Source organism: Devosia sp. MC521, assembly GCF_014127105.1.
Lineage (GTDB): Bacteria > Pseudomonadota > Alphaproteobacteria > Rhizobiales > Devosiaceae > Devosia.
Window position 1 is genome coordinate 1950792 of record NZ_CP059902.1, and the last position, 25258, is coordinate 1976049.

Sequence of the window (25258 nt, forward strand, 5' to 3'; positions counted from 1 at the left end):
GTCGGATCGAAGACAGGTGTCATTGTCATGCCAGCACCTCAATTATACCGAATGCGCGGATCGAGAAGCGCGAGCAAGATGTCTGAAATGAGCATGCCCACGAGGGTCAGAACGCTCAACAACAAGATGAAACTGCCCGCCAAATACATGTCCTGTGCCACTAGCGCCCGCAGCAGCAGTGGCCCGGCGGTCGGCAAATTCAGAACAATCGCCGTGATGGTGACGCCTGACACCAATTCCGGTAGCACCCAGCCAATGGCGGAGATGAACGGGTTCAGCGCTATCCGCACGGGATATTTGACGATGACCTTGTATTCCGGCAGCCCTTTGGCGCGCGCTGTGGTGACATAGGGCTTGGAGAGCTCATCGGTCAGATTGGCCCGCAAAATGCGGATCATGGACGCCGTGCCTGAAAGGCCGATGACGAGTATGGGTATCCACAGGTGCAGGATGAGATCCCAGACCTTGCCCCAGCTCCAGGGCGCGTCAACATATTCGGGCGAGAACAAGCCACCAACAGACTGCCCAAACACCCTGAACGACACATACATCAGCGTCAGCGCCAAGATGAAATTTGGCACTGCCAAGCCGATGAAACCAAGGAAGGTGAAAACGTGATCGCCAATGGAATTGCGGCGCACTGCCGAATAGATCCCGATTGGCAATGAGATCGCCCACACCAGCAGGAGCGCCGCGAATGAAATGGCCAGCGTCGACCCCATCCGGCCCCAGATAACTTCAGAAACCGGTTGGTTCCATTCGAAGGAAAAACCGAAATCCCCTCGAGTCAGAATGCCGGTCATCCATTTGCCGTACTGTACCCAAACAGGCTGATCGAGCCCGTATTGCGTTTGTAAACGCGCAATGGTTGCCGCGTCGACGGGTGAGCCGCCGTCGGCCAATGTCGACAAGAGAGAGGTGAGATAATCACCCGGTGGCAGTTGGATGATGGCGAACGAGATCACCGACATCCCGAACAATGTCGGGATCATGTAGACCAGCCGCTTCAGAATATAGTTTAGCATTGCCGCTCCTCTTTCGGCATTGCGGGTGGCTGGCAGCGTTTCCGCCGCCAACCGAGATGATATGCTCGTCAAACCCCGTTCAAACGACGCCTTGGTCCTACTCCCTGGACAGCACGTCACTCACTGGGGCTATCGGTCTTGCGTCATTCCCAGCGCAGATGGACCACCTCCATGGTCTCGATCTCACTGACCTCCACAGTCGCTCGGTTACCTTCTACTTGGACCGACACATTCTGACCGGACACCAAGAGACTGGCAGATTTAACTTTTTTGCCAAGCGGGATTTCGATGTCTACCGTTAAAGGGCCAATAGGCCAGGTATCGCGCAGGGGCCCCTTCATCATCATCGGGTTTGTCAGATTAAGCAGGCACAGCACCCGGCCGTTTTCGCTTTGATGAAGGCCGACATCCAGCACGCCTTTGCCACTCACGCGAACTTCGGGCTCTTTCCCGAGGGCCCATTTGACCGCATTAGCGATAAGCAACCCTTGGTCTGCTGCCATATATGTCCAAAACACTTCCCCGATATTCCACGGGATGTAGACCACGCGCCCGCCCGCTTCGGTTTCGCGAGCGGCAACGCCCACGCCCTGCGGGGCGAGACGCGGATAGACCTCTTCCATCGGCAGGTCAGGAAAATCTGGAATTTTCAGGAAAGGCTGTTCAAGGTCGGCGATAGGCTCGACGCCGATGTCTTCCGTACCACCAATAATGCGCGTTGCGCCGGCAAAGCCTGCATTGATTGGGTGATCGCCATTGAGTGCAACATAAGAATTGCGAACGTTTCCGCGCGGCGGCGCCGTCATCCTCACGCCGAACACGTCAGCCAAGCCGAAGTCAGCCCGTGCGGCGCCTTTTTCGTCAAATAGCGACGTTTGGTGTGCCGCCACAACGCTGCCACCGGCTGCAACATAGGCGCGAATTGCGGCGCATTGCTCGTCCGACAGATAGGTCGCATTGGCCAGAATGATCAGCTTATAGGCGCTCAGCGTTTCTGCCGTCATGATCTGGTCAGAGAGAAACTCAAACGGCAACCGCGCTTCGACCAGAGCATGGTAAAACCCCATGTCGTTAAGCTCGGCCAAATGACGCTTATCGGGGTCCCAATTGCGTAGAGTTGTCGCCGGGTCGATGACTGCAATTTCTGCAGTCGGCAACATGTCTCCAAGGACCGGCTCTATCTTAGCATGCAAGTTGAAAGCGTTTGCCGTCGGCTGCACCCAGCGATCATCGGGGACACAGGCGTTGAACTTGGTGAACCACGGAAAGAGGCCCTGCGTGATCCCTGCATGGACCCATTGCTCAATTTCCGGGCCGGTCTGCACAGAGTCTTTCCAGCGCGGAATTTCCTCTGGGCCGATTGAGGTAATGAGCCCCACCGGCCGATCGCGGAAAGTGGCGCGGATACGTTTGCCATTGCGACCAGCCGACCAGGCCGGCTCAACATTGCGTCGACCCTGATGGTCGACAAACAAGATCGGGCAGTGTTTTTTGATGACCGATAGGTCAAATTCCATGAGCGAGGAGCCGCTCATATTGGGAATGAAACTGGCGTGTGGTTTGACCTTCTTAACTTCCGTGTCCCAATGCGCCACGAGACGTGTCAGCGTGGTGCGACGCCACGCAGCCCAAGCCTGCCAGACAGGATCTGAGGCGCTGGTCGTTTCAGGCAGTTCAAATCCACTGGCAGCGCGGAAATTATCTTCGCATGCCTTGCAATAGCAAACACCGTGCCCCTGCCAACGATTGCCGAACAAGGCATCGATGTCATACTTCTCCGCGATTTCGACAATGACCTTGGTCATGAAGTCGAAATTGTAGCTAGAATAGGCGCAGGTGACATAAATTCCGGGCATCGCCCAGTGTTCACGAGGCTTCCGATCGACAGTCAGTGACACCCATTCAGGATGCGCCTCTGCCGCATCCGCATGGATGGCATGGGGGTCGACGCGCGCCATAACATGCATGTTCAGTTTGCGCGCTTCGTCCACCAATCGGCCGAACGGATCACTATCGCCAATAAATTTGGACACGTAGTGGAGCGGAATCTCGCTCGGGTAATAGGCAATATACCCCCCTGCGGAGAGGCAAATGGCGTTCGATTTCGTGCGCTTGAATACGTCCACCCAGAACTCAGGATCGTACCTCTGCGGGTCATCCTCGACAAAAGTGAGCTGGGTCCACCGCGTAGCACTCTTGTACCATTCAGGTGTTCTTAGTCCGGCGGTGGAAAGGCTGTCTTCTGTCATGAGCATCAAGTCGGTCCGAAGCATGGGCGTGAAAAAGGGAGCCCCGGCGGCGGGGGTAACCGCCGAGGCCAAGCGCTGACATTTAGGGATGTCAGCTGATGTAGTATTGTTCCGGGTTAGTCGGCGCTGGCGTCGGGTAACCCCAGCTGCTTGGCATGGTCGGACGGACGTTTTTGAGCCTGTTTGCGACAACGCCATAGCCATCAAGCGGCAGCGTTATACCGAAAACGTAAAACTCATCCGCCGCGATTTGCAGGATTTCCTTCATCAGCTCCTGCTGACGCGCCGGATCACCCGTCTGCCGAAGCTCATCATAGGCAATATACTGCCGCTGCGTTGCCGCTGGAGGTTCGACCGCGTCGGGGGATGTCTTGTCATTGTACCAGATCTGCCACCCCTTGGCGTACATGGCCTCGGTCGTGTTGGGGAAGAAATAGCGCGGATCCAACACAGCGACGATGCCACCATTGCCACCGAACTTGTGAACCGTTGCATCATACTCCCCACCCTGGCGCACTCGGACTTCCCAAAGCGAGCGATCCATGGAGCGCATCTGAGCGTCGACACCAACACCACGGAACATCGGCAAAACGAGCTGGAACGCGTCAACAAAAGTCTGCCGAACCTGATCGATCTCGAAGATGATCGACACGCGCTGGCCATTCTCGTCTAGGCGGAAGCCCTCACCATCCTTGTTCGGGATGATTTTGTCCAAATACTCGTTCGCCTTAGCGACATCATAGGCGACATATTGGGTCGCCAGCTGTTCATTATACAGCGGATCTTCCGGACGCACCGACGGCTGGGCCGGAGCCCCCTGCCCGATAAAGATCGTATCAATGACGGCCTGACGATCCAGAGAATGGCTCAAACCGGCACGGAACTCCTTGTTCTGATACAGGGCGCGCTTGATCGGATCGGGATGGGTCAAGTTGAGCTGGAACACCATCTCGTTGGGTTCCGTTGAGGTCGTCGTATAGAAGCCGTATTTACCCGCCTCCTGGCCGTCATAGAGCACGGCACGATTGGCTGGGGTACAAATCCACTGGTCAATCATGTCGATTTCGCCCTGCAGCGCCTTAAGAAGCAAGACTTCATTGTCGGCGGCGATGGCATAGGTAACCCGGTCGATGTAGGGCAGTTGGTTCCCTGCCGTATCAACCTTGAAATAGTACGGGTTGCGCTCAGCTATCGAGTATTCCGCAGACTCGCCAACCGGCTGCACGATCTTCCAGCCGTACAGCGTCGGGATGTCCTTATTCTTGAAAATTTCACCGTCGACGGAAATCCCGCTCTTGATCTGGAACAGCTGGACCCAGCCGGTGAGCCCCTGTTCCACAGCCAACTTATCCGCGTCTGGGTTGTACTTGATGTGGAACTGGCTGAGGTAGTGCTTAGGCAACCGTGTCGTACGATCGTCATTAGCCCAAGCCATGCGCAATGGGAGCAGACCATGCGGCTGGCTGAAGGAAATCGTAAAGGTCGTCGCATCGACCTTAGCGAAAACACCGGCATCGCCATTCGGCGTCCGCAGATAGCCTTGCACCGAAGGCGTCAGGTCCAAATTCTGCATGACATCTTCATAGAAGAACATGACGTCATCGGTGGTGAAGGGCTGACCATCAGACCACTTATGACCCTCGCGAAGCTTGACCGTATAGACAGTCGCATCAGCATTGGCTTCGAAGCTTTCGGCAACGTTCGGAATAACTCCGCCAAAGTCCGGCGTATACCGCAGCAGACCTTCGTAACCCTGGTAGCGGTGCATCATATTGAGGGAGCCGCCGCCGACCAGCGCCGCCCGCAGATCGCCGCCGTATTTGCCAACGGCTTCAAACGGCTCAACCACCATGGGGTTCTTGGGCAAGCGCTCAGCGACCGGCGGCAATGTCCCCGCCGCGACGGCATCCGCCAAGCTTGGCGCCTCCGTCATCGCTCCTTGGGCGAACGCAGGAATTACAGGCAGTAGCAGAGCAGCACTAGACGCAGCTAGGAACGCCCTCCGAGAAATATTGGTCATTTTTTCTCCTCCTCAGCCCGGATGACTTATCTATCAATCTTCGGACTAACATCAGCTTTTCACTGCCTAATTGTTAGGTCAATTTGTTTTTCGGACATTGAGCACCTCAACACCTAAACCTTGTAAATACCTGTTACGACTAGCCTTGACTGATCATTGAGCGCCATTGTTGCACCTAACTTTCATTATGCTACAACCTAAAAAAGATGGAGGTGATGAATTGAAGAAAGTGACTCTAGACAGCATCGCCGACCAACTTGGTGTGTCCAAATTCGCGGTGTCCCGCGCGCTGGCCGGCAAGGATGGGGTCGGTGATGAGCTGCGTTTGCGCATCATCACCAAGGCGCATGAAATGGGCTATCAGCGCAGTTCGGCGACAGTGCCAACGCAGCCTATCATTCATGTCATTTTCGCTGAGCATGACCCGGTTAATAGTGAGCTGTGGATGCAGATGCAGAATGGCATCGAGCAAGAGGCTTCAGCGGCTGGGTTTCAACTGCAGACCATTTGGGCGCCGTCTTCGGACAAAGTCAGCGGCATGGTCGCGAACAGCAATGGGGTGGTTTTGGTTGGCCCCCATGAACAGCCATTGATTGAAGCCATAGCCGCAACTGGCCGCACCACGGTCCGGCTGGGCTGGGTTCGCCCACTCGAGAACACCGATCAAATCGGTGGTGCCGACCACGAAGCAGGCAAAGCCGTGGGGGAGTATCTTCTGGCCCGCGGGCATCGCAAAATTACCTTCGTCCACGGCACGCGAAAATTGCGCGGCCGTATGGAACGCCTTTTTGGACTGAGAGAAGCCACCGTCTACTGCCCTGACGCTACCATTAGCGAAATTCAGTTCAGCACCGAAAAAACCTTTGCCCAGCACATAACTGAAATGGCTGACCTAGGGGTCCGACCAACAGCGCTGTTCTGTTCACACGACAGCCTGGCCGTTTTTGTTATCGCTGAGCTCCATCGGATCGGCTATCGCGTTCCGGAAGATATCTCGGTGATGGGCTATGGCGATTTTACGGCCGCGACACAGATCTCGCCCGCGCTCACAACACTGCGTCTACCCGGCACAGACATGGGCATTGCCGCATTTCGCCTGCTCATGGACCGTATGAACACACGCAAGCGCCAGCTACCGCCGCAGCGTGTCATGTTGGTTCCAACTTTGATCGAACGAGAGTCGGTCCGTGATCTCATGGTCCTGTCGGACTAAACATCACGGACCGGGATTTCTGCTTTCCCGCAGACGAGCACTCTATTGCTCAGAGGAGCGAATTCTTTCCGCAAGAGACTGTAGGTCGACAAATGCGCCATAGCGCTTCTGATGGAAAGATTGATGGGTCACACTCGGTGAGATCACGTCTTGCGTACTCGCCATTTGAGCCATTGCTTCACTCAGCGCTTGATATGCACCGGCAGCAGTTGCGCCCAACATAGCGGAGCCGAGCAGCACAGGCTCAGGCGAACTGGTGACGGCCACAGGCACACCGACGCTGTCGGCGAGAAGTTGGCGCACGAGCTTTGACTTACCAGCCCCGCCGCTAATGTAGAGTGCTTCGAGATTGATACCGGACCCTGAGGACGCTTCAATGATCTGTCGTAGACCGTAACCGAGGCCCAAAAGTCCGGCGACATAGAGCGCCACAAGGCTCGCCTCAGTACTGTCCATACCGATGCCTGCGATGACCCCCTTCGCCAATGGATTGGCATGCGGCGCCCGATTGCCCAAAAACTCAGGAACAACATGAAGGCCCTGCGCCAGCTGCGCAATTTCTGACAGTGTGGCTCCCGTGGCTTCGGCCAATTGACCGAGATAGGCAGGCACGGACAGTCCTGCTGCACTTGCCCGGTCACGCGCCTCAGCACCAAAAGGATGCAGAGTGACAAGATGGTCGAGCGCTGCACCGGCGGCAGATTGACCGCCTTCACTCAACCATAAGCCCGGTACCATGGCGTCGTAATATGGGCCCCATACACCAGCAACGGGCTTTGCCGTTTCGGTGGATGCCATGGTGCAAGCAGAAGTCCCAAAGACATAGGCCATGCGCGAGGTTATCGTCCCTGGCCCGCCTGCGGCTCCCAGCGTCCCAATGCCTCCGGCATGTGCGTCGATCAAAGCCGCGCCAACCGAAGTACCAGCAACAAGGCCCAGTTCTCCAGCCGCCTCTGCGGTCAGCCCGTTGCCCAATGGCGAACCGGGCGAGACAATGTCAGTGCCAATACGCTCAAAGCTTTCATCGGCGAGTGCACCCAAGCCAATGGCGCGGAAATAGCTCCCATCCCAACGCTGCTCGTGAGCCAAATAGGTCCACTTGCAGGTCACCGTGCAGGAAGACCGAGCAAGGCTTCCTGTTGCCTTCCAGGTCAGAAAATCGGGCAGATCGAAAAACTGCCAAGCACCAACAAATACTTCCGGCTTGTTCTCCGCCAGCCACAGCAGTTTTGGCGTCTGCATTTCCGGAGAAATCCGCCCGCCAACGTAAGCCAGAACAGCATGATCACCGGCATTGATCCGCTCGGCCTGCTCCAGCGCACGGTGGTCCATCCATACAATGATATCGCGGCTTGGATCGGTGCTGTCACTGATAGACAGTGGCTTCCCGCCCTCGCCCAACACCACCAAGGAACAGGTCGCGTCAAACCCAATGCCCCGCACATTTGCGGGAGTAACGCCGGCAAGGGCAACAGCCTCGCGGACCGTTTTGCAGACGGCCCGCCAGATATCTGCGCTTGAACTTTCCGCCCGTTCGCCGGGCTCTAAACAGAGTTTTATCGGATCAACCGCCGAGGCGAGCATTGTTCCTTGAGCATCGAACACCCCGGCGCGTGCGCTCGCAGTCCCAACATCGACGCCGATAAAATACTGTTTTGTCATGGCTTAAAGATCGTTGCGCTGCGGAAGAATGACGAGATCACGGATGGTAACGCCACGCTTACGCGTGAGCATAAAGACAACCGCGTCAGCGACCTCTTCTGGCTCCATCAGGTCACCTGCCGCCAAAGCGGCTTCCAGCTTTTCCTTTGGCCAATCAGCAATCAGCGCCGTCCGCACCGGGCCGGGACACACAGCGCCGACGCGAATGCCTGCCGGAGCCACCTGACGGCGAACCGTATGTACGAAAGCCTGCACGGCAAATTTGGAAGCGGTGTAAATCGGCTCCCATGCAACCGGGACAACGCCAGCAATCGAGCTGGTCATGATGATGTCGCCGGTTTTGCGCTCGGTCATATAGGGCAATACGGCATGAACGGTGCGGAAGGCGGCATTGACGTTCAAGTTTAACATTCGGTCCCAATGGTCCGGATTGCCCTCAACAATTGGCCCGCCGATATAGGCGCCCGCATTGGCGTGGAAAATATCGAGCTTACCTGCACGATCAAGAATTGCGGGCAGCATGGTCGCAACGCTGTCGGGCGAGAGGAGATCGACTTCGACGGCAAAAGCACCCTGCCCCAATTCTGCGCAGGCCGACGCCAGTGCAGCGGCATCGCGGTCAACTAGGGCGACTTGCGCTCCGGCCTCCGCAAGCGCCTTGGCACAGGCGAAACCGATGCCAGAGGCCGCCCCAGTAATCGCTGCAACTTGGCCCTTCAAAGACAGGCTCATTCGGTGGTCCTTTGTATAGTCGTAACGAATTGCCCCGCGTTCTGTAGACACCTTCGGGGTCAGTTTTTGTGTAACCGGTCGAACTCGATCGGTGAGAGCATGCTGTTTCGGGCATGCTTCGGGGTCAGGTTGTAGAACATCTCGATGTAGTCGAACACATTTTTGCGAGCTTCGTCTCGTGCTCGATTGGTCCCGCACCCGCTCCATTCGCTTTCGAGAAGGTTGCAGAATCTCTAGGCAGTCCGACAGCAAATTCAACCTTGTGCACAGTTAGGCGCCCCTCACCTTCGGCTGAAATACAGACGAATGCGCATTTGCGATCTCGGTGGCCTCCACCATTCTAGGGTTCAAAGTTGCACAGCGGACATATTCGGTCGGCGATAGCCCTACGTGTTATGTTGCGAACAGCGTATTCGCCGCAGGACATAATTGCAGTTATTTTGTCTTTAAGCCGCTTGGTGTGCACATTACACAAACGGCGTCACACTCAATCTAATCTCGCGAATATTTCAGTTCCAAGGGCAATGTAATTGTTCGTCTTCAGATGCTTTGGCACAGATCGGTGTTTTGAATAGCGATGAGCGCTGCTCGTTGCTTGGTTGATGCTATGCGGCAAGCCTATGGTGCATCAAACCCATGCCGGATGACCGAAATGGGGCGGTTGACGCCTCACATTTCAGACTTTGGCGTTGCCTCTTAAAACACCGAAGACCAGACAAAATCTGTTGTGTCACCGTCTGAGCCGATAACCTATGCCCGGTTCAGTGACGATGTAGACTGGCGCGGCGGGTTCAGCCTCCAGCTTCTGACGCAATTGGCCGATGGCGACACGCAGATACTGGGTATCTTCCGTGTGCGCGATGCCCCAGACCGCCACCAGCAGTTCCTTGTGAGCAAGCACCTTGCCATTGCCTGAAATCAGTCGTGTGAGCAGAGCATATTCTTTGGGTGCCAGATGCACCCGCGCGCCACTGCGGGTCACGTAGCGCATGTCGAGATCCACCTCGACGTCTCCGAAACGCACGATTGATGCTGGCGACTGCACAATAGTCTTCGGGCGCAGCGCCACTTTTATGCGCGCCAGCAGCTCGCCAATGCCGAAGGGCTTTTCGATATAGTCGTTGGCGCCACTGTCCAAGGCTTCGATCTTCTCGCCTTCCTTGTCACGCGCCGAGAGGATCAGAATGGGCCCCTCGTAAAAGACCCGTGCCCGCGTCAGCACATCCTTACCGTCCATATCCGGCAGGCCAAGGTCAAGGATCACCACATCTGGGCTCCATTGGGCAATTTCCCGCAGCCCCTGCGCACCGTTGTCAGCACGACGGTGGTGGTAGCCCACGGCTTCCAGCGCTGGTCCCAGAAAGCGATGGATTTGCGGCTCATCGTCGATAACCAGAATACGTGCGAGCGCTTGTGTCACTTACTTTTCCAAATGTCTGCTGCAGACTTTTTGAGGGCGATCAGCATGCGCGTTCCCTTGTCGCCATGGATGGGACTCGCGGCGACGATTGATCCGCCAATAGCCTCAATGAAACCTTTTGAAATTGATAGTCCCAACCCCACGCCCTTGCTGCGATCCGTTGGTTCCTCGAGCCGCCGGAACTTGTCGAACACGCGCTCCAGCTCGTCGGTGGGAATGCCCTTGCCCTCATCCTCGATGCTAACGATGATCTTCTTGCGGTCCTCATAAGCGGCAATGCTGATTTCGGTATTGTCGGGTGAGTATGCAATCGCATTTTCAAGGATGTTGACGATCGCCTGTTCCAACAGCCCCGGATCAATGGTGACCTTGGGCAGTTCTACGGGAAAGTCATAGGTGATCGAGTGCTCTCCCAGCCTGCGGCTCAACCGGGCCGTCGCGGCGCGCAGCACTGTCTCAATGTCACTATCCTCAAGCCGCAGTGTCACCCCGCCACCTTCGAGCCGGGTCATGTCCAGCAAATTGCGGATATGATGATTGAGCCGCTCGGCCTCCTCGCGGATGGAAAGAAGCAAGTCCTGTTGGACGGCTGGCGCTAGCTTGTCACCCAACTCAAGTAGCGTCGAGGACGATCCCAACACGGTGGACAAAGGCGTCCGCAGATCATGGCTCACCGAATTGAGCAGCGCCGTCCGGAAGCGATCCACCCGCCGCAGCGTCTCAGCTTCCACCGCATGCATTGCAAACTCCGCCCGTTCGATTGCAATGCCGCCGCCATCAGCCACTGCCGTCAGCAGCTTTTCCTGATCCGACCCCGGCACCGTCGCCACGCGCTCAATGCCAACCACGCCCGTGCGGTTCTGCACCCCACGTAGCGGTCGGAATGCCCAATTGCTCTGCGGCAGCGTGCCCGTGTTGTACCCTGCCGGATCACCCCGCTCCCACGTCCAACGGGCCGCCGCCATCGCCCCTGCGCCCAGCTCCTGCGCTTCCGGCGCACCAGCGACGGCCACCAATTCTCCATTTTCGGGCAGTAGCACGATCGACTTAGCGCCAGTCGCCGCTGTCGTCTGCTCGGCGAGCGCCCTCGCGGCCTCGGCCTTGGTCGGCGCGCGCGAAAACGCCCGTGTGGCCACCAACAGCGACGTTACATCGCTCGCCCGCCGTTGGGCATCCCGCGCCCGATCCCGAGAGCGGCCAGCCAGAACACCCGTCGCCAGCGCCACCGCGAGAAAGACCATCAGCGTCAGCAGATCGGTTGGCGACCCGATAGCAAAGCTATAGCGCGGGCTCAAAAACAGCACATTGTAGATGGCAAAGGCGCACACCGCGGCCACCAAGCCCGGCGCCAGTCCATGCACCACCGCCGCCGCCAGAATAGCGGCCAGAAAGATCATGCCCAGATCGGCCCGCTCGAACTGCAGATCCAGCACATAGGCCAGTGCCGTTGCCACGCCGACATAGCCCAGTCCAATGGCATATGGCGCCCAGCCCCGCTTTACCAATTGCTGCCAGGCACGTCGCGGCCGTAGTTCAGTTTCGCCCGGTTCAGTGACCACATGAATGGACACACCCCGCGCCGCACGCAGCAATTCGGCCGCCAGCGAGAGACCGAACATTTCCCGCAAACGGCTGTCCCGTCCTTTGCCAATGACAATCTGTGTCACGTTGTTCTGGCCCGCATAGGCAAGCGCCGCAGCCACCAGATCAGCGCCATTCAGCACCACCGTGGTCGCGCCCAGCTGCTCCGAAAGCTTGAGCGCATCCATCAGCTTGGAGCTGGTCCCTGCGTCCCCATCCTCCGCCCCTCCCCGCGTAATATGCGCCACGATCCAAGGCGCATCTTTCATTGTGTCTGACAGCCGCCGCCCTTGGCGCACCAGCGCGCTCGCCATACCATCATCGGCCACCAGCACCAGAATGCGGTCTCCCGCCGCCCACGGCCCCTCAAGCCCCTTCACCCGCATCGCCGCGTTGAGCTGATCGTCCACCGTCTGCGCCGCGCGCCGCAGTGCCAATTCGCGCAGCGCCGTTAAGTTCTCGGGTTTGAAGAAATTGTCAGCGGCCAGCCGCGCCGTCTCGGGCACGTAGACTTTCCCTGCCGCCATGCGTTCACGCAGTTCGGCCGGGGTAATATCAATGACCTCGATATCATCGGCCCGCGATAGCGCGCCGTCCGGGACGGTCTCGCGCTGCCGCACCCCCGTGATTTTGAGCACGACGTCGACGAGACTTTCGAGGTGCTGAACATTGAGGGTCGTCCACACGTCTATCCCAGCAACCAGCAATTCCTCGACGTCCTGCCAGCGCTTTGGATGGCGCGAACCCGAGGCATTGGTGTGAGCATATTCATCGACGATCAGCAGCTCGGGTTTTCGCGACAGCGCCGCGTCGATATCGAATTCGAGCTGCGTCCGCCCGCGATGTTCGATGGGCCTCCGCGGCAGCACGTCCATGCCCCGCAGCAGGCTCTCGGTTTCCTTGCGCCCATGCGTCTCGACGAGCCCGACAACAACATCGAGCCCGTCCATCTTGCGTCGTCGCGCCTGCCGCAGCATTTCGTAGGTCTTGCCGACACCCGGCGCCATGCCCAGAAAAACCTTGAGCTTGCCCCGATGCGCCTTCTGCGTTTCAGCGAGGAGTGCTTCGGGATCGGGACGCCGGATGTCTTGCACGTCGTTACTCTGCAGCAGGTTGGAGCGGATAGGCGCTGTCCAGCGCCAGATTGGTCATCAACACATTCACGCGCGTTTGGCCGATAAATCCTAAGATGGGTGCCGCCGTATTCTCGGCGACAACGGCCTCCACCTCAGACGGTTCTATACCGCGCGCTGCCGCAATGCGATCCACTTGCAGTGCCGCAAATTCCGGCGATATTTCGGGATCAAGCCCCGAACCAGATGTGGTCACCGCGTCTGGCGGGATCGCCCCAACCGGCGCGTAGGCCCGAATTGCAGCGACGTCGGCCGCGACCCGCTCGATAAGGACAGGATTGAGTGGGCCAAGGTTGGACCCGGAGGAGCCAGCGGCGTTGTAGCCATCGCCAGCCGCCGAAGGCCGTGGCCAAAGATAAGCTGGCCCTGTCGTCACCTGCCCGATGAGTTTTGAGCCGACGACTACCCCCTCCGCGTTTCTCACGAGCGAGCCCTCGGCCTGCTGGGGGAACAGCGCCCCGCCCGCCGCCGTGACGAGGGCCGGATAGGCCCCTCCGAGAATGGCCGAGAACAAGAGCATAGAGGCTATAGCTGGTCTTGCTTGGTTCAGCATTGTGGTTGCTCCTTATGCGAACCCGACTGCGGTGATGGCAATGTCGATGATCTTGATGCCGATAAAGGGGGCGATAAGACCTCCGAGCCCATAGATGCCCAAGTTGCGCGACAGCAGCGCACCGGCCCCAATGGCGCGGTATTTGACGCCGCGAAGGGCAAGCGGAATGAGAGCGACAATGATCAGCGCGTTGAAAATGACCGCTGAGAGGATCGCGCTTTCCGGGCTGGCCAGTCCCATGACATTGAGCGCTTGCAGCTCGGGCAACACTACCACAAACAGCGCTGGAATGATGGCAAAATACTTCGCGACATCATTGGCAATGGAGAAGGTCGTCAGCGCACCACGCGTGATGAGCATCTGCTTACCGACTTGAACAATCTCGATGACCTTGGTCGGATCGCTATCGAGATCAACCATATTGCCCGCTTCACGGGCCGCCTGTGCCCCAGTCTGCATGGCCACACCCACATCGGCCTGAGCAAGAGCGGGGGCGTCATTGGCGCCATCGCCACACATGGCCACGAGACGCCCCTTACCCTGTTCCTCTCGGATGAGGCGCAGCTTGTCCTCGGGCGTCGCCTCCGCGAGGAAATCGTCAACACCCGCCTCTGCCGCGATGGCCGCAGCCGTTACTGGATTGTCGCCCGTAATCATCACTGTGCGCAGGCCCATCTTCCGAAGATCGGCAAAACGCGCGGCAACGCCGGGTTTGACCACATCCTTGAGATGAATGACGCCGATCAGCGTCTTCCCTTCGGCAATGGCGAGCGGCGTGCCACCACTGCGCGCGATCCGATCCACCACCTGGCGGAACTGGGCTGGAGCGTCGGTATCGCTCTTGCCCGTCAGCTTCAAGATCGCGTCGACCGCCCCCTTGCGCCAGAGTTTGCCGTCCGTATCAATGCCCGATAGGCGGGTCGACGCCGTGAACGGAATGATCTTACCGTCAGCAGGCGCGTCAAGGCTGATGCCCTTATTGCGCGCCAGTTCGATGATCGAGCGGCCCTCAGGCGTCTCATCTCCGAGTGAGGTCATGACCGCAGCCCGGAACGCCAGGTCTTCCCTGATCCCCGGAGCCGGAATGACTTCGGTCGCCATGCGATTGCCGAAAGTGATCGTGCCGGTCTTGTCGAGCAGCAGCGTATCGACGTCACCCGCCGCTTCCACGGCACGACCGGACGTCGCCAACACATTGACCTTGAGCAGGAGATCCATGCCAGCAATGCCGACAGCCGAGAGCAGGCCGCCAATGGTGGTGGGGATCAGGCAGACAAAGAGCGCGCCAAGCACAACAGGATCAAGATCGATGCCTGAATAGGCGGCGAAAGCCAGAAGCGTGACGACGGCGATCAGAAAGATCAGTGTCAGTCCCGCCAGCAACACAGCCAGTGCAATTTCATTCGGTGTTTTGCGCCGATCGGCGCCTTCTACCATGGCGATCATCCGATCAAGGAAGGTCGAGCCGGGGCGCGCCGTCACGCGAACCTTGATCCAGTCCGAGACCACCGTTGTTCCGCCCGTAACGGCAGAACGGTCGCCACCAGACTCGCGGATGACGGGGGCGCTTTCCCCCGTAATCGCCGCTTCGTTGACCGAGGCCACCCCTTCAATGATTTCCCCATCGACCGGAATGACGTCGCCTGCTTCGACCAGAATAGTCTGGCCCAGGCCCAGTTCATGGGCCGGCGTCGGCACCACAAGTCCCTGCTTTTCATCGACGATCAGTTTGGCCTTGGTTGTCGTGCGCGTTGCCCGCAGGGAGTCGGCGGCGGCTTTGCCCCGCCCCTCGGCAATGCTCTCGGCAAAATTGGCAAAGAGCACGGTTGCCCAAAGCCACAGGGCAATGGCGACGGCAAAGCCGCCATTGGTCCCACTGCCAATCGCAATCGCAGCCGAAACTGTCGCGAGAACCGCGACGAGTTCGGTGGCAAGGATCACCGGATTGCCATAAAGCTTTCGGGGGTCGAGTTTCATAAAGGCGTCGCCCAATGCACGGGCCAGCGTCGCGGCATTGAGACCACCGGCAAGCCGGGTGTGTCCTTTGCCTTCAATTCCAAATTCCATCGTAGACATGTGACGAGACCTTAGTTTGCCGCGACCGCTTCAAGCACTTGGAAGTGCTCTACGATCGGGCCAAGGGCGAGCGCCGGGAAATACTGCAGCGCACCGAGAATGATGATGACCCCGACGAGCAGGCCAATGAACAGCGCGCCCGTCGTCGGCAGAGTGCCAGTGCTCGGGGCCAGTTTCGGCTTGGCGACAATGCTCCCAGCAATGGCGAGCACAGCCACGATCGGAATGAAGCGACCAAGGAGCATGGCGAGGCCAAGTGTGGTGTTCCACCAAGGCACATTGGCCGAGATGCCGCCAAAAGCTGAGCCGTTATTGGCCGTGGCTGACGTGAAGGCATAGAGCAGTTCGCTGAGGCCATGCGCGCCGGGGTTGAAGAGGCTGGAGAGCCCACCCGGCCAAACCACGGTGAGCGCCGAAAAGCCCAGCGTCGAGAGCGGCGCGACCAGCAGGGCCACCATGGCAAACTGGATCTCACGCGCCTCAATCTTCTTACCCAGATATTCTGGCGTGCGCCCAACCATGAGACCGGCCACGAACACAGACAGCATGGCCATGACCACCATGATGGCAATGCCCGAACCAATGCCTCCAGGCAGGATCTCTCCCAGCATCATCAACAGCATCGCCATTCCACCGCCAAGCGGCATCAAACTGTCATGCATGCCATTGACCGAGCCATTGGAAGCCCCTGTCGTCTGCGCGGCCCACGCGGCAGTGCCAGCAATGCCGAAACGGGTCTCTTTCCCTTCCATGTTCGCCGGGCTTTCGATCCCTGCCGCCGCGAGAGCCGGAGCGGGCTGGGCTTCAGCGGTATAGATCGCAGCACCGCCTGCACCGAGGATCAGAATGGCCGCAGTCGCCAGAGCCCGAATTTCCTTGCGCGCAAAAGCCGAGCGGCCAAAGGCAAAGAATGCTGCCCAGCCCAACGTATTGATCGCCACGGCGGTCATCAGATTGGTCAACGGGGTGGGGTTTTCGAACGGATGAGCCGAATTGGCGTTGAAGATACCGCCGCCATTGATGCCCAACTGCTTTATGGCCAACTGGCTCGCAGTTGGTGCCACTGAAATGGTTTGGCTCGCGCCGTCGAGCGTTGTCGCCGATAGTGTGGCGGCAAAGTTCTGGACCACGCCAAGGCCGATCAGGGCCACAGCGAGAACAATCGAGAGGGGTAGCAGCACATAGAGGGTTGTGCGCACGAGGTCGGCCCAGAAATTGCCCAGCCCGGTCTCGCGATTGCCTATAAATGCCCGCGCCAGCGCAGCTGCGATTGCGGCACCCGTCGCTGCAGACACAAAATTCTGCGTCGTCAGGCCAACCATCTGGGTAAAGTGGCTCATAGTGGTTTCCCCACCATAGCTCTGCCAATTGGTATTGGTCACAAAGCTCACCGCCGTGTTGAACGCCAGGTCCGGTGAGGCGCCCGCAAACCCCTGCGGATTGAAGGGCAAAATGCCCTGCAGGCGCAGCATGGCGTAGAGCAGGACCAAGCCGAAGAGATTGAAGGCGATTAGCGACGCGCCATAGCCGAGCCAGCCCTGCGACTTGTTAGGGTCGATGCCGGAGGCCGCATAGAACACGCGCTCAACGGGTTTCAGCACCGGATCAAGCCAGGTGCTTTCCCTATTCCAGACGCGCGACATGAAAATACCCAGTGGCCAGCCCAAAGCGAGGGCGAGACCAAGGGTCAGGGCGATTTCCGCCCAGCCTTGCCAGTTCATTTTGAAAAGTTTCCGCTAAAGTTTGTCGGGCCGAAACAGGGCGATGACCATGTAGCCGGCAATCGCGAGGGCACCGAGCCCCCAAAGCCAGGTCAGCATGGCGCTACACCCGCGACAAAAGCCGCGCGAGGGCGAATGTGAGGACGAAAAACCCCACCCCAAGCGCCAGATAGATGATGTCCAACATACGTACGTCCTCCGTTGAGAGGCCCGCACATTCGATTATCGTCGCGTAAAAATTCCATGTGGAACCACGCGATCCGCATAAAGCCTGCATAAATTTTTAGAACGCGGGAGTGAGCAAGAGGGCGTACGTCTATGGGCCTCTGGGAAGATCGCGCTTATCCGTCGCTCAGGCGGGTTTTGGCTCCTTGGCATTTCACGTCGAAGCCAGCACCCCTACCCGACCGTCAGCTTACTGCCCCTCTTTCAGACGCTGGTGCCGCTCTAGCGAGTTCCCAAGAGCAGACCAAGCCACTCAAACCGATCTCAAATCTCGCGACATCAATGCTGCGGCCCCTTCTCAAGTACCGTCAACCATTTTGACAGCTAACGCCCCATTTCGGTCATCAGATGCCCTTCAACGCCCCCCAAAGCCGCCATCAGGCAGGGATGGATGGCACAAATGGGGTGGATTGCGGACTGGCAGGTTTTGTTCGCGAATTCAAGATATGCTGACTTCGTTCTTTACAGCAGTTGGCCTAGGTGACGTCGATGCGGGGTAGGAAGATTGTGATAACTGGAGCGGGCCGAGGACTTGGCCGAGCTCTATCCATCGTGGCTGCGTCTCAAGGTGCAATTCCCATACTACTCGGCCGCTCCTCCGACATGTTGCGAGAGGTCGCTGCTGTCATTGTTGGCAACGGCGGGCCACAGGTCGATAGCTTTGTCTGTGACCTGTCGCAATCTCAGTCCATCCAGGCTGCGGCGAACCAAATAGTCACGTTTCATCCTGACATCGACATATTGGTCAACAACGGGGCGCAGTTCACATCTGGCCGTTTGGAAGATCACACCGACGAGCAAATCGCGGCCGTTGTGAACTCGACAGTCACAGGGACGATGACGTTGACCAGACAGCTTCTGCCCTTGTTGAAGGTTCGACCGCACGCGGATATCCATAACGTCGTTTCGATGTCGGGTTTGCAGTATGCTAGGTTTGTTGGGGCCTCGCTTCCGTTCAGGGCAGCAAAGGCCGCGCAAGATGGGTTTACGCAAGGCTTGGTAGAGGAACTGGCAGGAACCTCGGTGCGGATTACATCGGTATATCCGGGTGTCATTGAGGACGTATCGCCCACTACAGCGGAATGGAACAGGACACGTGCAGCAGAGGAAGGCCTATCCAACAAGGACGTGGTTGAAACGATCCTCTACGCCCTATCCGCACCTGCAAACGTATCGCTGCGGCAAATCGTGATCGAGCGTAGCCGTTCTGATTTTCTGCTGTAGTTCTGGTTGCAAACCCAATCGACAGCGTCCGTTTACCACGACTGATCATCGTCCGCTTTCGAGGCCTTCGAATACGGGATAGATGACCGCACTTGCGTCGATGGTAGACCGGCGCGTCAGGCATGGAAACCGGCTTAGCTCAAATGGGATCGTGCGCGGGTTGGCCGCCTTTCCGCAGGGCATACCGAACTTTCGATGAGAAGGATCCAGAATATCCCGACAAAACCCCAGGCCAAAACCAGCCGCTAAAAAGCCGTTTTTGCTGGCGACCGTTCCGCGGGGTTCAGGCAGGAGCATTGTGGTGGCGTTGAAAACTGTTTCGGCGGAAGAATGGCTTGCTGAAGTTGCGCGGCGCACCGCATTGCTGCCGGCAGGTCTTGGCGACTATATAGGGCGCTTCGAGCTTACCCCGGCGGGCATGCCGCTGGCCGATATCGCGGCGGGCTACCAGGCGGGCGACTTGCGGGTAGACGGTGATTTTCAGCCGCAGAGCCTGATCACCGCCGTGGATGGGCACCTTACTGTCGACGGTCTGGTGTCTACGCAAGGCGGCGACGGTGCAGATGGCAATGCGACCCTGATTGTCTTTGGCGATGTGCGCTGCAAGACGCTGATCAATGAATGGTCCAGCATCATCATTGTGACCGGCGACTTGATCGTGGAGGATTGGGTTTATGCGGGGCGAGCGGATTCGGCGCTGCTTGTCGGAGGGGATTTTAGGACGCCGATTTATATCGGCGCCGATATCGGGGTGACCGTCGGCGGCACGATCGCTGTAGACTATGCCTATGGCTATGCCACGGATTTGCCCGAACCGGGGCAGACCTATGGGGCGCGCAAGGCGCTGGAAAACAGAAGCTGGCGCGAGATTGCAGCTCGGCTGGGCCTTGGCCGCGAGGTCACGGCGGAGGAATATCTCATGGAGGCACTGGATATGCGGGTGATCACGACAGGCAGTTTGCTACCGGGTTAAAACTCGCACGCGGCCGCTCACAGGGTCGCGCTCCAACAGAACGACACCCACCTCGGCTTTTGGGTCGAGGAGCGACCCGTTCAATTGCGTTAAGCCCGGCGCCCTTTTTCCTCAACCTCAGGCAACGCAAACCAGTCCAATCGCTGAAGAACAATCTTGGTCCATGAGCACGCTCGCTCGAAAAATCCTCGCCGCGCATCGTTGGATTGGAGCGGCGAGAATATCTTGGTCCCTTTGCCTGCTAGATCTTGCGGACCACGTATTTGAACAGCTCGTCCCGCGGTTCAACGCCGATCCCTGCCCCGGTTGGCACAGTGTAAGCACCATTGGCGCAGCCCATGTCACCCACCGTATGCGCAAGGTTCCGGTCGAAGATTGAGTGCTGATACTCGTGATAAGGCACATTCTGCAGAGTGGAGGCGACCTGCAAACTTGCCGCCATGAAAATGCCGACGCTGATCGAGGCGTGCGGAATGACGTTCATGTGGAATGACTGCGCCATACGACCGATCTGAACGAACTCGGTAATGCCGGTATGCCCCATTTCCGGCTGCACAATGCTCATGGCCCGAGCTTCAAAGCGCGGACGGAACTCATAAGTGGTGCGAAGCTCTTCGCCGAGAGCAAGGGGCACACCAATGCCCTTGGCGACCCACGCCTGACCTTCAAGATTTTCAGGCTGTACCGGAGCCTCCGCAAAGTAGAGGTTATGCGACTCTAGACGACGAATGAGCCGCACGGCCTCGGCGGCTTCAAACTTCCAGTGCAGGTCGACCATGATGTCGATATCAGGACCGACCGCCTCCCGAAGGGCTGCCATTTCAGCAGCGATCCCTTCGTCAGATACAGCTGCCGCAAACTTGATGCCTTTGTAGCCTTTGCTGACCCACTCAACCGCGAGATCGCAACGTTCCTTGATCGTGGCTTTGGGCAAGCCGGAAACATAGGCGGGAATAGTATTGTGACGACGGCCACCTAGTAGGCTCGATACCGATACATTGAGCACCTTACCGGCCAAATCGTAGAGGGCGATGTCTACGCCAGCCAAAGCATCAAGATAAAAGCCTCCGAAGAAGCCGCGCACCCGCATAAGATCATATAGATCCTCGTGAATGACGACAGCGTCCGCCGGGTCTCGGCCGATGATCACTGGCCCCAGAACATCATCAATGATGGCTTTTGTCGCCTCAGGAGCGACGATGCCATAACACTCTCCCCAGCCAACCACACCGCTCTCGCCAGTCACTTTGACCAGCAGTGTCATATCCGTTGACGGGTAGATTGTGCGGTTCCCTTTCCGAACGAGGTAGCCCCGTTCGTTGATCGCTTCTCCCGACTTGAGGGGGCCGAGATACGGCACCTCTCGCGGAATGGAGATGATGAAGGTCTCAACCTTGACGATAGCGTCGACGTGTTTGAGCATCACACAATCTTATGGTTGGTGAACGGCAGATCAGCGTCGTCCAGAAGATTTCCCAGTTCGATGAGATCGTCGGCGTCGAACTTTGGTCCCTTGGCGCGCACAAATACATTCTTGATCACGCCACGGCGGCGTAACACTTCCTTGGTGAGATGCATACGGAAGATCGCCTGGTAATTTAGCAAGGGCAGCGAAATATTGTAGAGGCGGCGCGTGGTCTCGCGATCGCCCTTCTGCCAAGCGTGGATCATCATAGCGTGAATGTCTGCAATCTCTGATGCAGGCATCGTGCCAGCTGCGCCGCGGGCGAGTTCGTCCGTCACGTAGCGCCCACCTGCCCCACCAAAGACAGCATCGACAGAGTCACCAGCGGCGTTTTTAATGCGCGTCAGATTTTGGCCAAATGGCGCCGTTTCTTCCTTCACATAGCGGATTTCAGGAACGGCCTTGACGATCTCTGCAACTTCTTCGGGCAACAAGCCCGCGCCAATCGGCTTGGGCTGGTTTTGGAGCATAATCGGCACCGGAGCACCCGCCGAAACCGCCTTGAAATACGCGATCTGAGCCGCAACATCATTGCCGATCGCCAAAGGGGCGATCACCATGGCGGCCGCAGCGCCAATCTCACCGCCCTGCGCCACGTGCTTAACCGCGACGGCAGGATCAGGATCACTCGCACCGATAATGATCGGCAAGCGACCAGCCAATCGTTCGGCAAGGAACAACATCTGGCTGCGACGTTCATCAGAAGTGAGAGTTTCCACTTCACTGGCAACCCCGGGATAAACCACCCCGTCCACATTACTCTCAACAACGAAGTCGATGATCGAGGCAAAGTCGGCTTTGTCGATCTGGCCATCGGCGGCGAATGGCGTTGGAAGCACCGGAAAAGCGCCGGCAAGTGTCTTAGTCATTTTACAGCTCCGGCTGTCACGCCTTGGATGAAGAAGCGCTGGAGAAACATGAATGCGATAACGATGGGGGCAGAGGCGATGAGCGAAGCGGCCATAGCGCCACCCCAATCGGAATTGACCTCATTGAGATAGGTCAGAAGCAGGCCCGGCCCGATGGTGCGCTTGTCGTCAGACACGATGAGCGTCATCGAGTAGAGAAGGTCGTTCCAACTCCACATGAAGGAGTAGAGGAACACCGTCACAATCGGCGGGATAGAGATCGGAATGACGATCGTATGGAAAATGCGCAAGTCGCTCGCCCCATCGGCGCGAGCCGCGTCAATCAACTCATCAGGCACTTGCGAGAAGTAGCTATAGAGCATGTAGGTCGACACTGGCAGTGCGAAGACGATGTAGCTCAAGACCAAGCCGAGCTGAGTGTCCAAAAGATTGAGGCTACTCATCATCGGATAGAGCGAGATCAGCAGAAGGCCAAATGGGAACATCTGCGCGCTCAACATGAAGAGCATAACCGGCTGACGGCCAAAATACTTGTACTTGGCAAAGCTATAGCCAGCATAAATGGCCAGTACCGAAACCAAGAGAGCACTGGCACCAGACGTCACCAGGGAGTTCCACAAGTACATCGGCAGCTTGCCGCGGGTGATCGCCGCAACGAAATGGTCGAGCGTCGGCATAACCGGGAAGGCTGTCGGGACGACCTGATAGAGTTCAGCATTGCCCTTGAGTGAAGAGATCACCAGCCAATACAGCGGGAAGAACAGGAAGAACCCAATGAATGCTAAGGCGAGGCCAAAAACGACCTTGGCCGTAGTTGAGGACAGGTCAAACATCAGTTGTTCCCTTTGACCAGCATGCGCAGATAGAGGAAGGCCGGTGGCAGGAGTGTAGCGACCCACAGCACGCCAATTGCGGAAGCGATGCCGATATCCCACTGCTCGAAAGCACGGCGGTAGACTTCGACTGAGAGCACTGCTGTTGCACGAACAGGACCGCCACCGGTGAGCGCATAAATGGTGTCGAATTGCTGCAGATTGCCGATAACACCGAGCACGACCACGATGATTAGAACCGGCCGCAGGTGCGGCAGAATATGGTCGCGCAGGATGGCGAAATTGCCAGCACCATCGACACGGGCCGCATCAATCTGCTCCCGATCAAGGTTCTGCAGACCAGCCAGGAAGAAGGCCATGAACAGCGGTATAGACAGCCAGACCTTGGTCAACACCACAGCCATCATTGCCCCTTGGGGCGTCGACAACCAGGCCTGCGGATAGTGAATCACGCCGATCTGCATCAGAAAGGCATTGAGCACGCCATATCGCGAATTGAAGATCCAGCCCCAAATAAAGGCGGATACGGTCGAGGGTAGAACCCAGGGCAAGAGCGAGAGCGAGCGCAATACGGCGCGACCGCGGAATGGCTGGTTGACGATAAGCGCCCAACCGAGCCCCATAATCAAAGTGCCAACAGTAGTCAACGTCACATACACTGCTGTCGTTGCGAATGCATTCCACACCGCAGGATCCGCGAGCAGCTTGGCAAAATTGCCAAGGCCGTTCCAGCGGGGAGACATCATCTCCACGGTGTACTGGAACATCGATAGTCCCAGCGCCTGCAAGAATGGATAAAGAATGATCGCTGAGAAGGCCAATGCTGCAGGCAGAAGCATCAGCAGGCCAACGCGGGACTGCCCGCCTTTCAGACCCCGCCGATTGGCAAGGGGTGAAACGGGATAGTCAGATAAAGTGTCATCCGAAGTGGCCATGAATGTCCTCAGCATCAGGCACCGGCCGCCTGTGGCGACCGGCTCAGAGATAGAGTTTCGAATTAGTTGGCAGGCGTAGCGTTGGCCATGGATTCAGCCAGACGGGACTGCATCGCCACGATCGCATCGTCGACTGACTTCTGGCCGAGCAACGCGCCCTGCACTTCTTCGCCCACGATGGTGGTGAGGTCTGCGGCGTTGGACCAGATGCCGACTTCGTTCTGACGCGACGCACCTGTCGCAGCGGCCCAAGCCGAGAGATACGCATCGTCAGCAACAGCGGCACGCGCCGAATTGGTGACCGGAAGCGCACTCATCTTGAGCGGGAAGCTGGTCTGAACCGCATCGGAGGTCAGATAGCTCAGGAACTTGGCAGCAGGAGCCTCTGCAGTCGAGGTCGCGCCCGGCGCAAACTGCACCAAGAGATGGCCCCACTGAACTGATGTCGACTGGTCGCCTTCGGCCAGAACTGGCGTCGTAACCGGCAGCACGTTGACGTCAAAGGCTTCGCCCTGACCGGAGAAGTCGCGCAAGAAGGTGCGCGTCTGCGGCGCGTCGAAATAGAAGGCCGAAGCACCTTGCGCCAACAAACGGCGGCTATCTGGACGGTCAATTTCTGGAGCTGCAAGGCGCTCGGTCATGAGATCGACCATAAATTGCAGAGCCGCGCGGCTTTCGGCAGTGTCGACGACAGCCTGTCCATCGGCGTTAATGATGGCACCACCGTGGACCCAATTCCAGATCATGAAGTCGATCAGGATCGAGCCATTGTTCTTCGTCGCCATTGTATATGGAACGGAGTTCGGGACGTTGTCGCGCACAGCAATCAGCGCATCCTTGAACTCGGCCACGGTCTTCGGTGCCTCAACGCCAGCCTGTTCCAGCACCGCCTTGTTGGCCACGAGGCCAATCGAGCCCGAGATCAGCGGCAGCGCCAGCTGCTTACCATTCACATTGCCCATCGCCAGCGCGTCAGCGGCGAAAGTCGCTTCGAGCGTTTCCTTGCCGTAAACGGTGTTCAGGTCGACCAAAGCTTCAAGGCTGGCGAAGGTCGGCAACCAACGTTCCGACAGCTGGGCGATATCTGGCAACGTGCCAGAACGTGCGCGCAAGAAAATGTTCTTCTGCATGTCGCCCCAGGCAAAGCCCAACGGCTCGACAGTGAGGTTTTCGGCGGCACTGAACTCATCCAACATAGCCTGTACGGTGGTGGTATTGGCCTCTTCCGCAAAGGTGAAGCTCATAAAGCTTACGTCGGCGGCGTAAGCCGAAGACATCAGCAGCCCCGTGCTCATAGCGACCGCGCCAATGGCACTCTTAAAATTCTTCATAAAACGTCCCTCCCTTTG

18 protein-coding genes and 1 pseudogene are annotated in these 25258 nt (G+C 57.9%); 3 read left to right on the forward strand and 16 right to left on the reverse strand.

What is annotated here, in order from left to right; translation table 11 throughout:
* Positions 1-38: 38 nt before the first annotated feature.
* From H4N61_RS09265 to H4N61_RS09275, 3 genes are all read right to left on the reverse strand, one after another.
* Positions 39-1025 (reverse strand): ABC transporter permease, encoded by a 987-nt coding sequence (locus H4N61_RS09265; RefSeq protein ID WP_182393844.1) that lies wholly within the window; start codon positions 1023-1025, stop codon positions 39-41.
* 143 nt (positions 1026-1168) lie between these two features.
* Complete coding sequence (locus tag H4N61_RS09270; protein WP_182393845.1) at positions 1169-3280, reverse strand: family 10 glycosylhydrolase; 2112 nt, start codon at positions 3278-3280, stop codon at positions 1169-1171.
* 85 nt (positions 3281-3365) lie between these two features.
* The gene (locus H4N61_RS09275; RefSeq protein WP_182393846.1) at positions 3366-5294 is read right to left on the reverse strand and encodes an ABC transporter substrate-binding protein; all 1929 of its coding nucleotides are present in this window, start codon (positions 5292-5294) and stop codon (positions 3366-3368) included.
* A 229-nt stretch (positions 5295-5523) separates the two neighbouring features.
* Between H4N61_RS09275 and H4N61_RS09280 the strand changes: the two genes are divergently transcribed.
* Positions 5524-6507: a LacI family DNA-binding transcriptional regulator gene (locus H4N61_RS09280; protein ID WP_248306607.1), complete on the forward strand. Its 984-nt coding sequence runs from the start codon at positions 5524-5526 to the stop codon at positions 6505-6507.
* 42 nt (positions 6508-6549) lie between these two features.
* Here the strand turns inward: H4N61_RS09280 and H4N61_RS09285 are convergent, their stop codons facing one another.
* The 8 genes and pseudogenes from H4N61_RS09285 to kdpA form a co-directional block, all read right to left on the reverse strand.
* Positions 6550-8169: an FGGY-family carbohydrate kinase gene (locus H4N61_RS09285; RefSeq protein WP_182393848.1), complete on the reverse strand. Its 1620-nt coding sequence runs from the start codon at positions 8167-8169 to the stop codon at positions 6550-6552.
* Positions 8170-8172: 3 nt separating this feature from the next.
* Positions 8173-8901: an SDR family oxidoreductase gene (locus H4N61_RS09290; RefSeq protein WP_182393849.1), complete on the reverse strand. Its 729-nt coding sequence runs from the start codon at positions 8899-8901 to the stop codon at positions 8173-8175.
* Between the two features lie 59 nt (positions 8902-8960).
* Positions 8961-9086 (reverse strand): annotated as a pseudogene (locus H4N61_RS09295) (IS3 family transposase); the annotation flags it as partial.
* Positions 9087-9631: 545 nt separating this feature from the next.
* The gene (locus tag H4N61_RS09300; protein ID WP_182393850.1) at positions 9632-10321 is read right to left on the reverse strand and encodes a response regulator; all 690 of its coding nucleotides are present in this window, start codon (positions 10319-10321) and stop codon (positions 9632-9634) included.
* Positions 10318-12996: a sensor histidine kinase KdpD gene (locus H4N61_RS09305; RefSeq protein ID WP_248306502.1), complete on the reverse strand. Its 2679-nt coding sequence runs from the start codon at positions 12994-12996 to the stop codon at positions 10318-10320. The genes H4N61_RS09300 and H4N61_RS09305 overlap by 4 nt, the downstream gene beginning before the upstream one ends.
* A 4-nt stretch (positions 12997-13000) precedes the next feature.
* Positions 13001-13588 (reverse strand): potassium-transporting ATPase subunit KdpC, encoded by a 588-nt coding sequence (gene kdpC, locus H4N61_RS09310; protein ID WP_182393851.1) that lies wholly within the window; start codon positions 13586-13588, stop codon positions 13001-13003.
* A gap of 12 nt (positions 13589-13600) precedes the next feature.
* Positions 13601-15664: a potassium-transporting ATPase subunit KdpB gene (kdpB, locus tag H4N61_RS09315; RefSeq protein ID WP_182393852.1), complete on the reverse strand. Its 2064-nt coding sequence runs from the start codon at positions 15662-15664 to the stop codon at positions 13601-13603.
* An 11-nt stretch (positions 15665-15675) separates the two neighbouring features.
* The gene (gene kdpA / locus H4N61_RS09320) at positions 15676-17385 is read right to left on the reverse strand and encodes a potassium-transporting ATPase subunit KdpA (RefSeq protein ID WP_182393853.1); all 1710 of its coding nucleotides are present in this window, start codon (positions 17383-17385) and stop codon (positions 15676-15678) included.
* Between the two features lie 714 nt (positions 17386-18099).
* On the opposite strand from kdpA, the gene H4N61_RS09325 reads away from it, so the two are divergent.
* Positions 18100-18834, forward strand: a complete 735-nt coding sequence (locus H4N61_RS09325) for an SDR family oxidoreductase (protein ID WP_248310138.1) — start codon at positions 18100-18102, stop codon at positions 18832-18834.
* A gap of 301 nt (positions 18835-19135) precedes the next feature.
* Positions 19136-19807: a hypothetical protein gene (locus H4N61_RS09330; protein WP_182393855.1), complete on the forward strand. Its 672-nt coding sequence runs from the start codon at positions 19136-19138 to the stop codon at positions 19805-19807.
* A 241-nt stretch (positions 19808-20048) separates the two neighbouring features.
* Here the strand turns inward: H4N61_RS09330 and H4N61_RS09335 are convergent, their stop codons facing one another.
* From H4N61_RS09335 to H4N61_RS09355, 5 genes are all read right to left on the reverse strand, one after another.
* The gene (locus tag H4N61_RS09335; protein ID WP_182393856.1) at positions 20049-21230 is read right to left on the reverse strand and encodes a mandelate racemase/muconate lactonizing enzyme family protein; all 1182 of its coding nucleotides are present in this window, start codon (positions 21228-21230) and stop codon (positions 20049-20051) included.
* Entirely contained in the window at positions 21230-22141 is a 912-nt protein-coding gene (locus H4N61_RS09340) for a dihydrodipicolinate synthase family protein (protein WP_182393857.1), read from the reverse strand. Before H4N61_RS09340 ends, H4N61_RS09335 begins: the two co-directional genes overlap by 1 nt.
* Positions 22138-22974, reverse strand: a complete 837-nt coding sequence (locus H4N61_RS09345) for a carbohydrate ABC transporter permease (protein WP_182393858.1) — start codon at positions 22972-22974, stop codon at positions 22138-22140. The genes H4N61_RS09340 and H4N61_RS09345 overlap by 4 nt, the downstream gene beginning before the upstream one ends.
* Positions 22974-23909, reverse strand: coding sequence for a sugar ABC transporter permease (locus H4N61_RS09350; protein ID WP_182393859.1), 936 nt, complete (start codon positions 23907-23909; stop codon positions 22974-22976). The genes H4N61_RS09345 and H4N61_RS09350 overlap by 1 nt, the downstream gene beginning before the upstream one ends.
* Positions 23910-23971: 62 nt before the next feature.
* Entirely contained in the window at positions 23972-25240 is a 1269-nt protein-coding gene (locus H4N61_RS09355; protein WP_182393860.1) for an extracellular solute-binding protein, read from the reverse strand.
* Between the last annotated feature and the right edge of the window lie 18 nt (positions 25241-25258).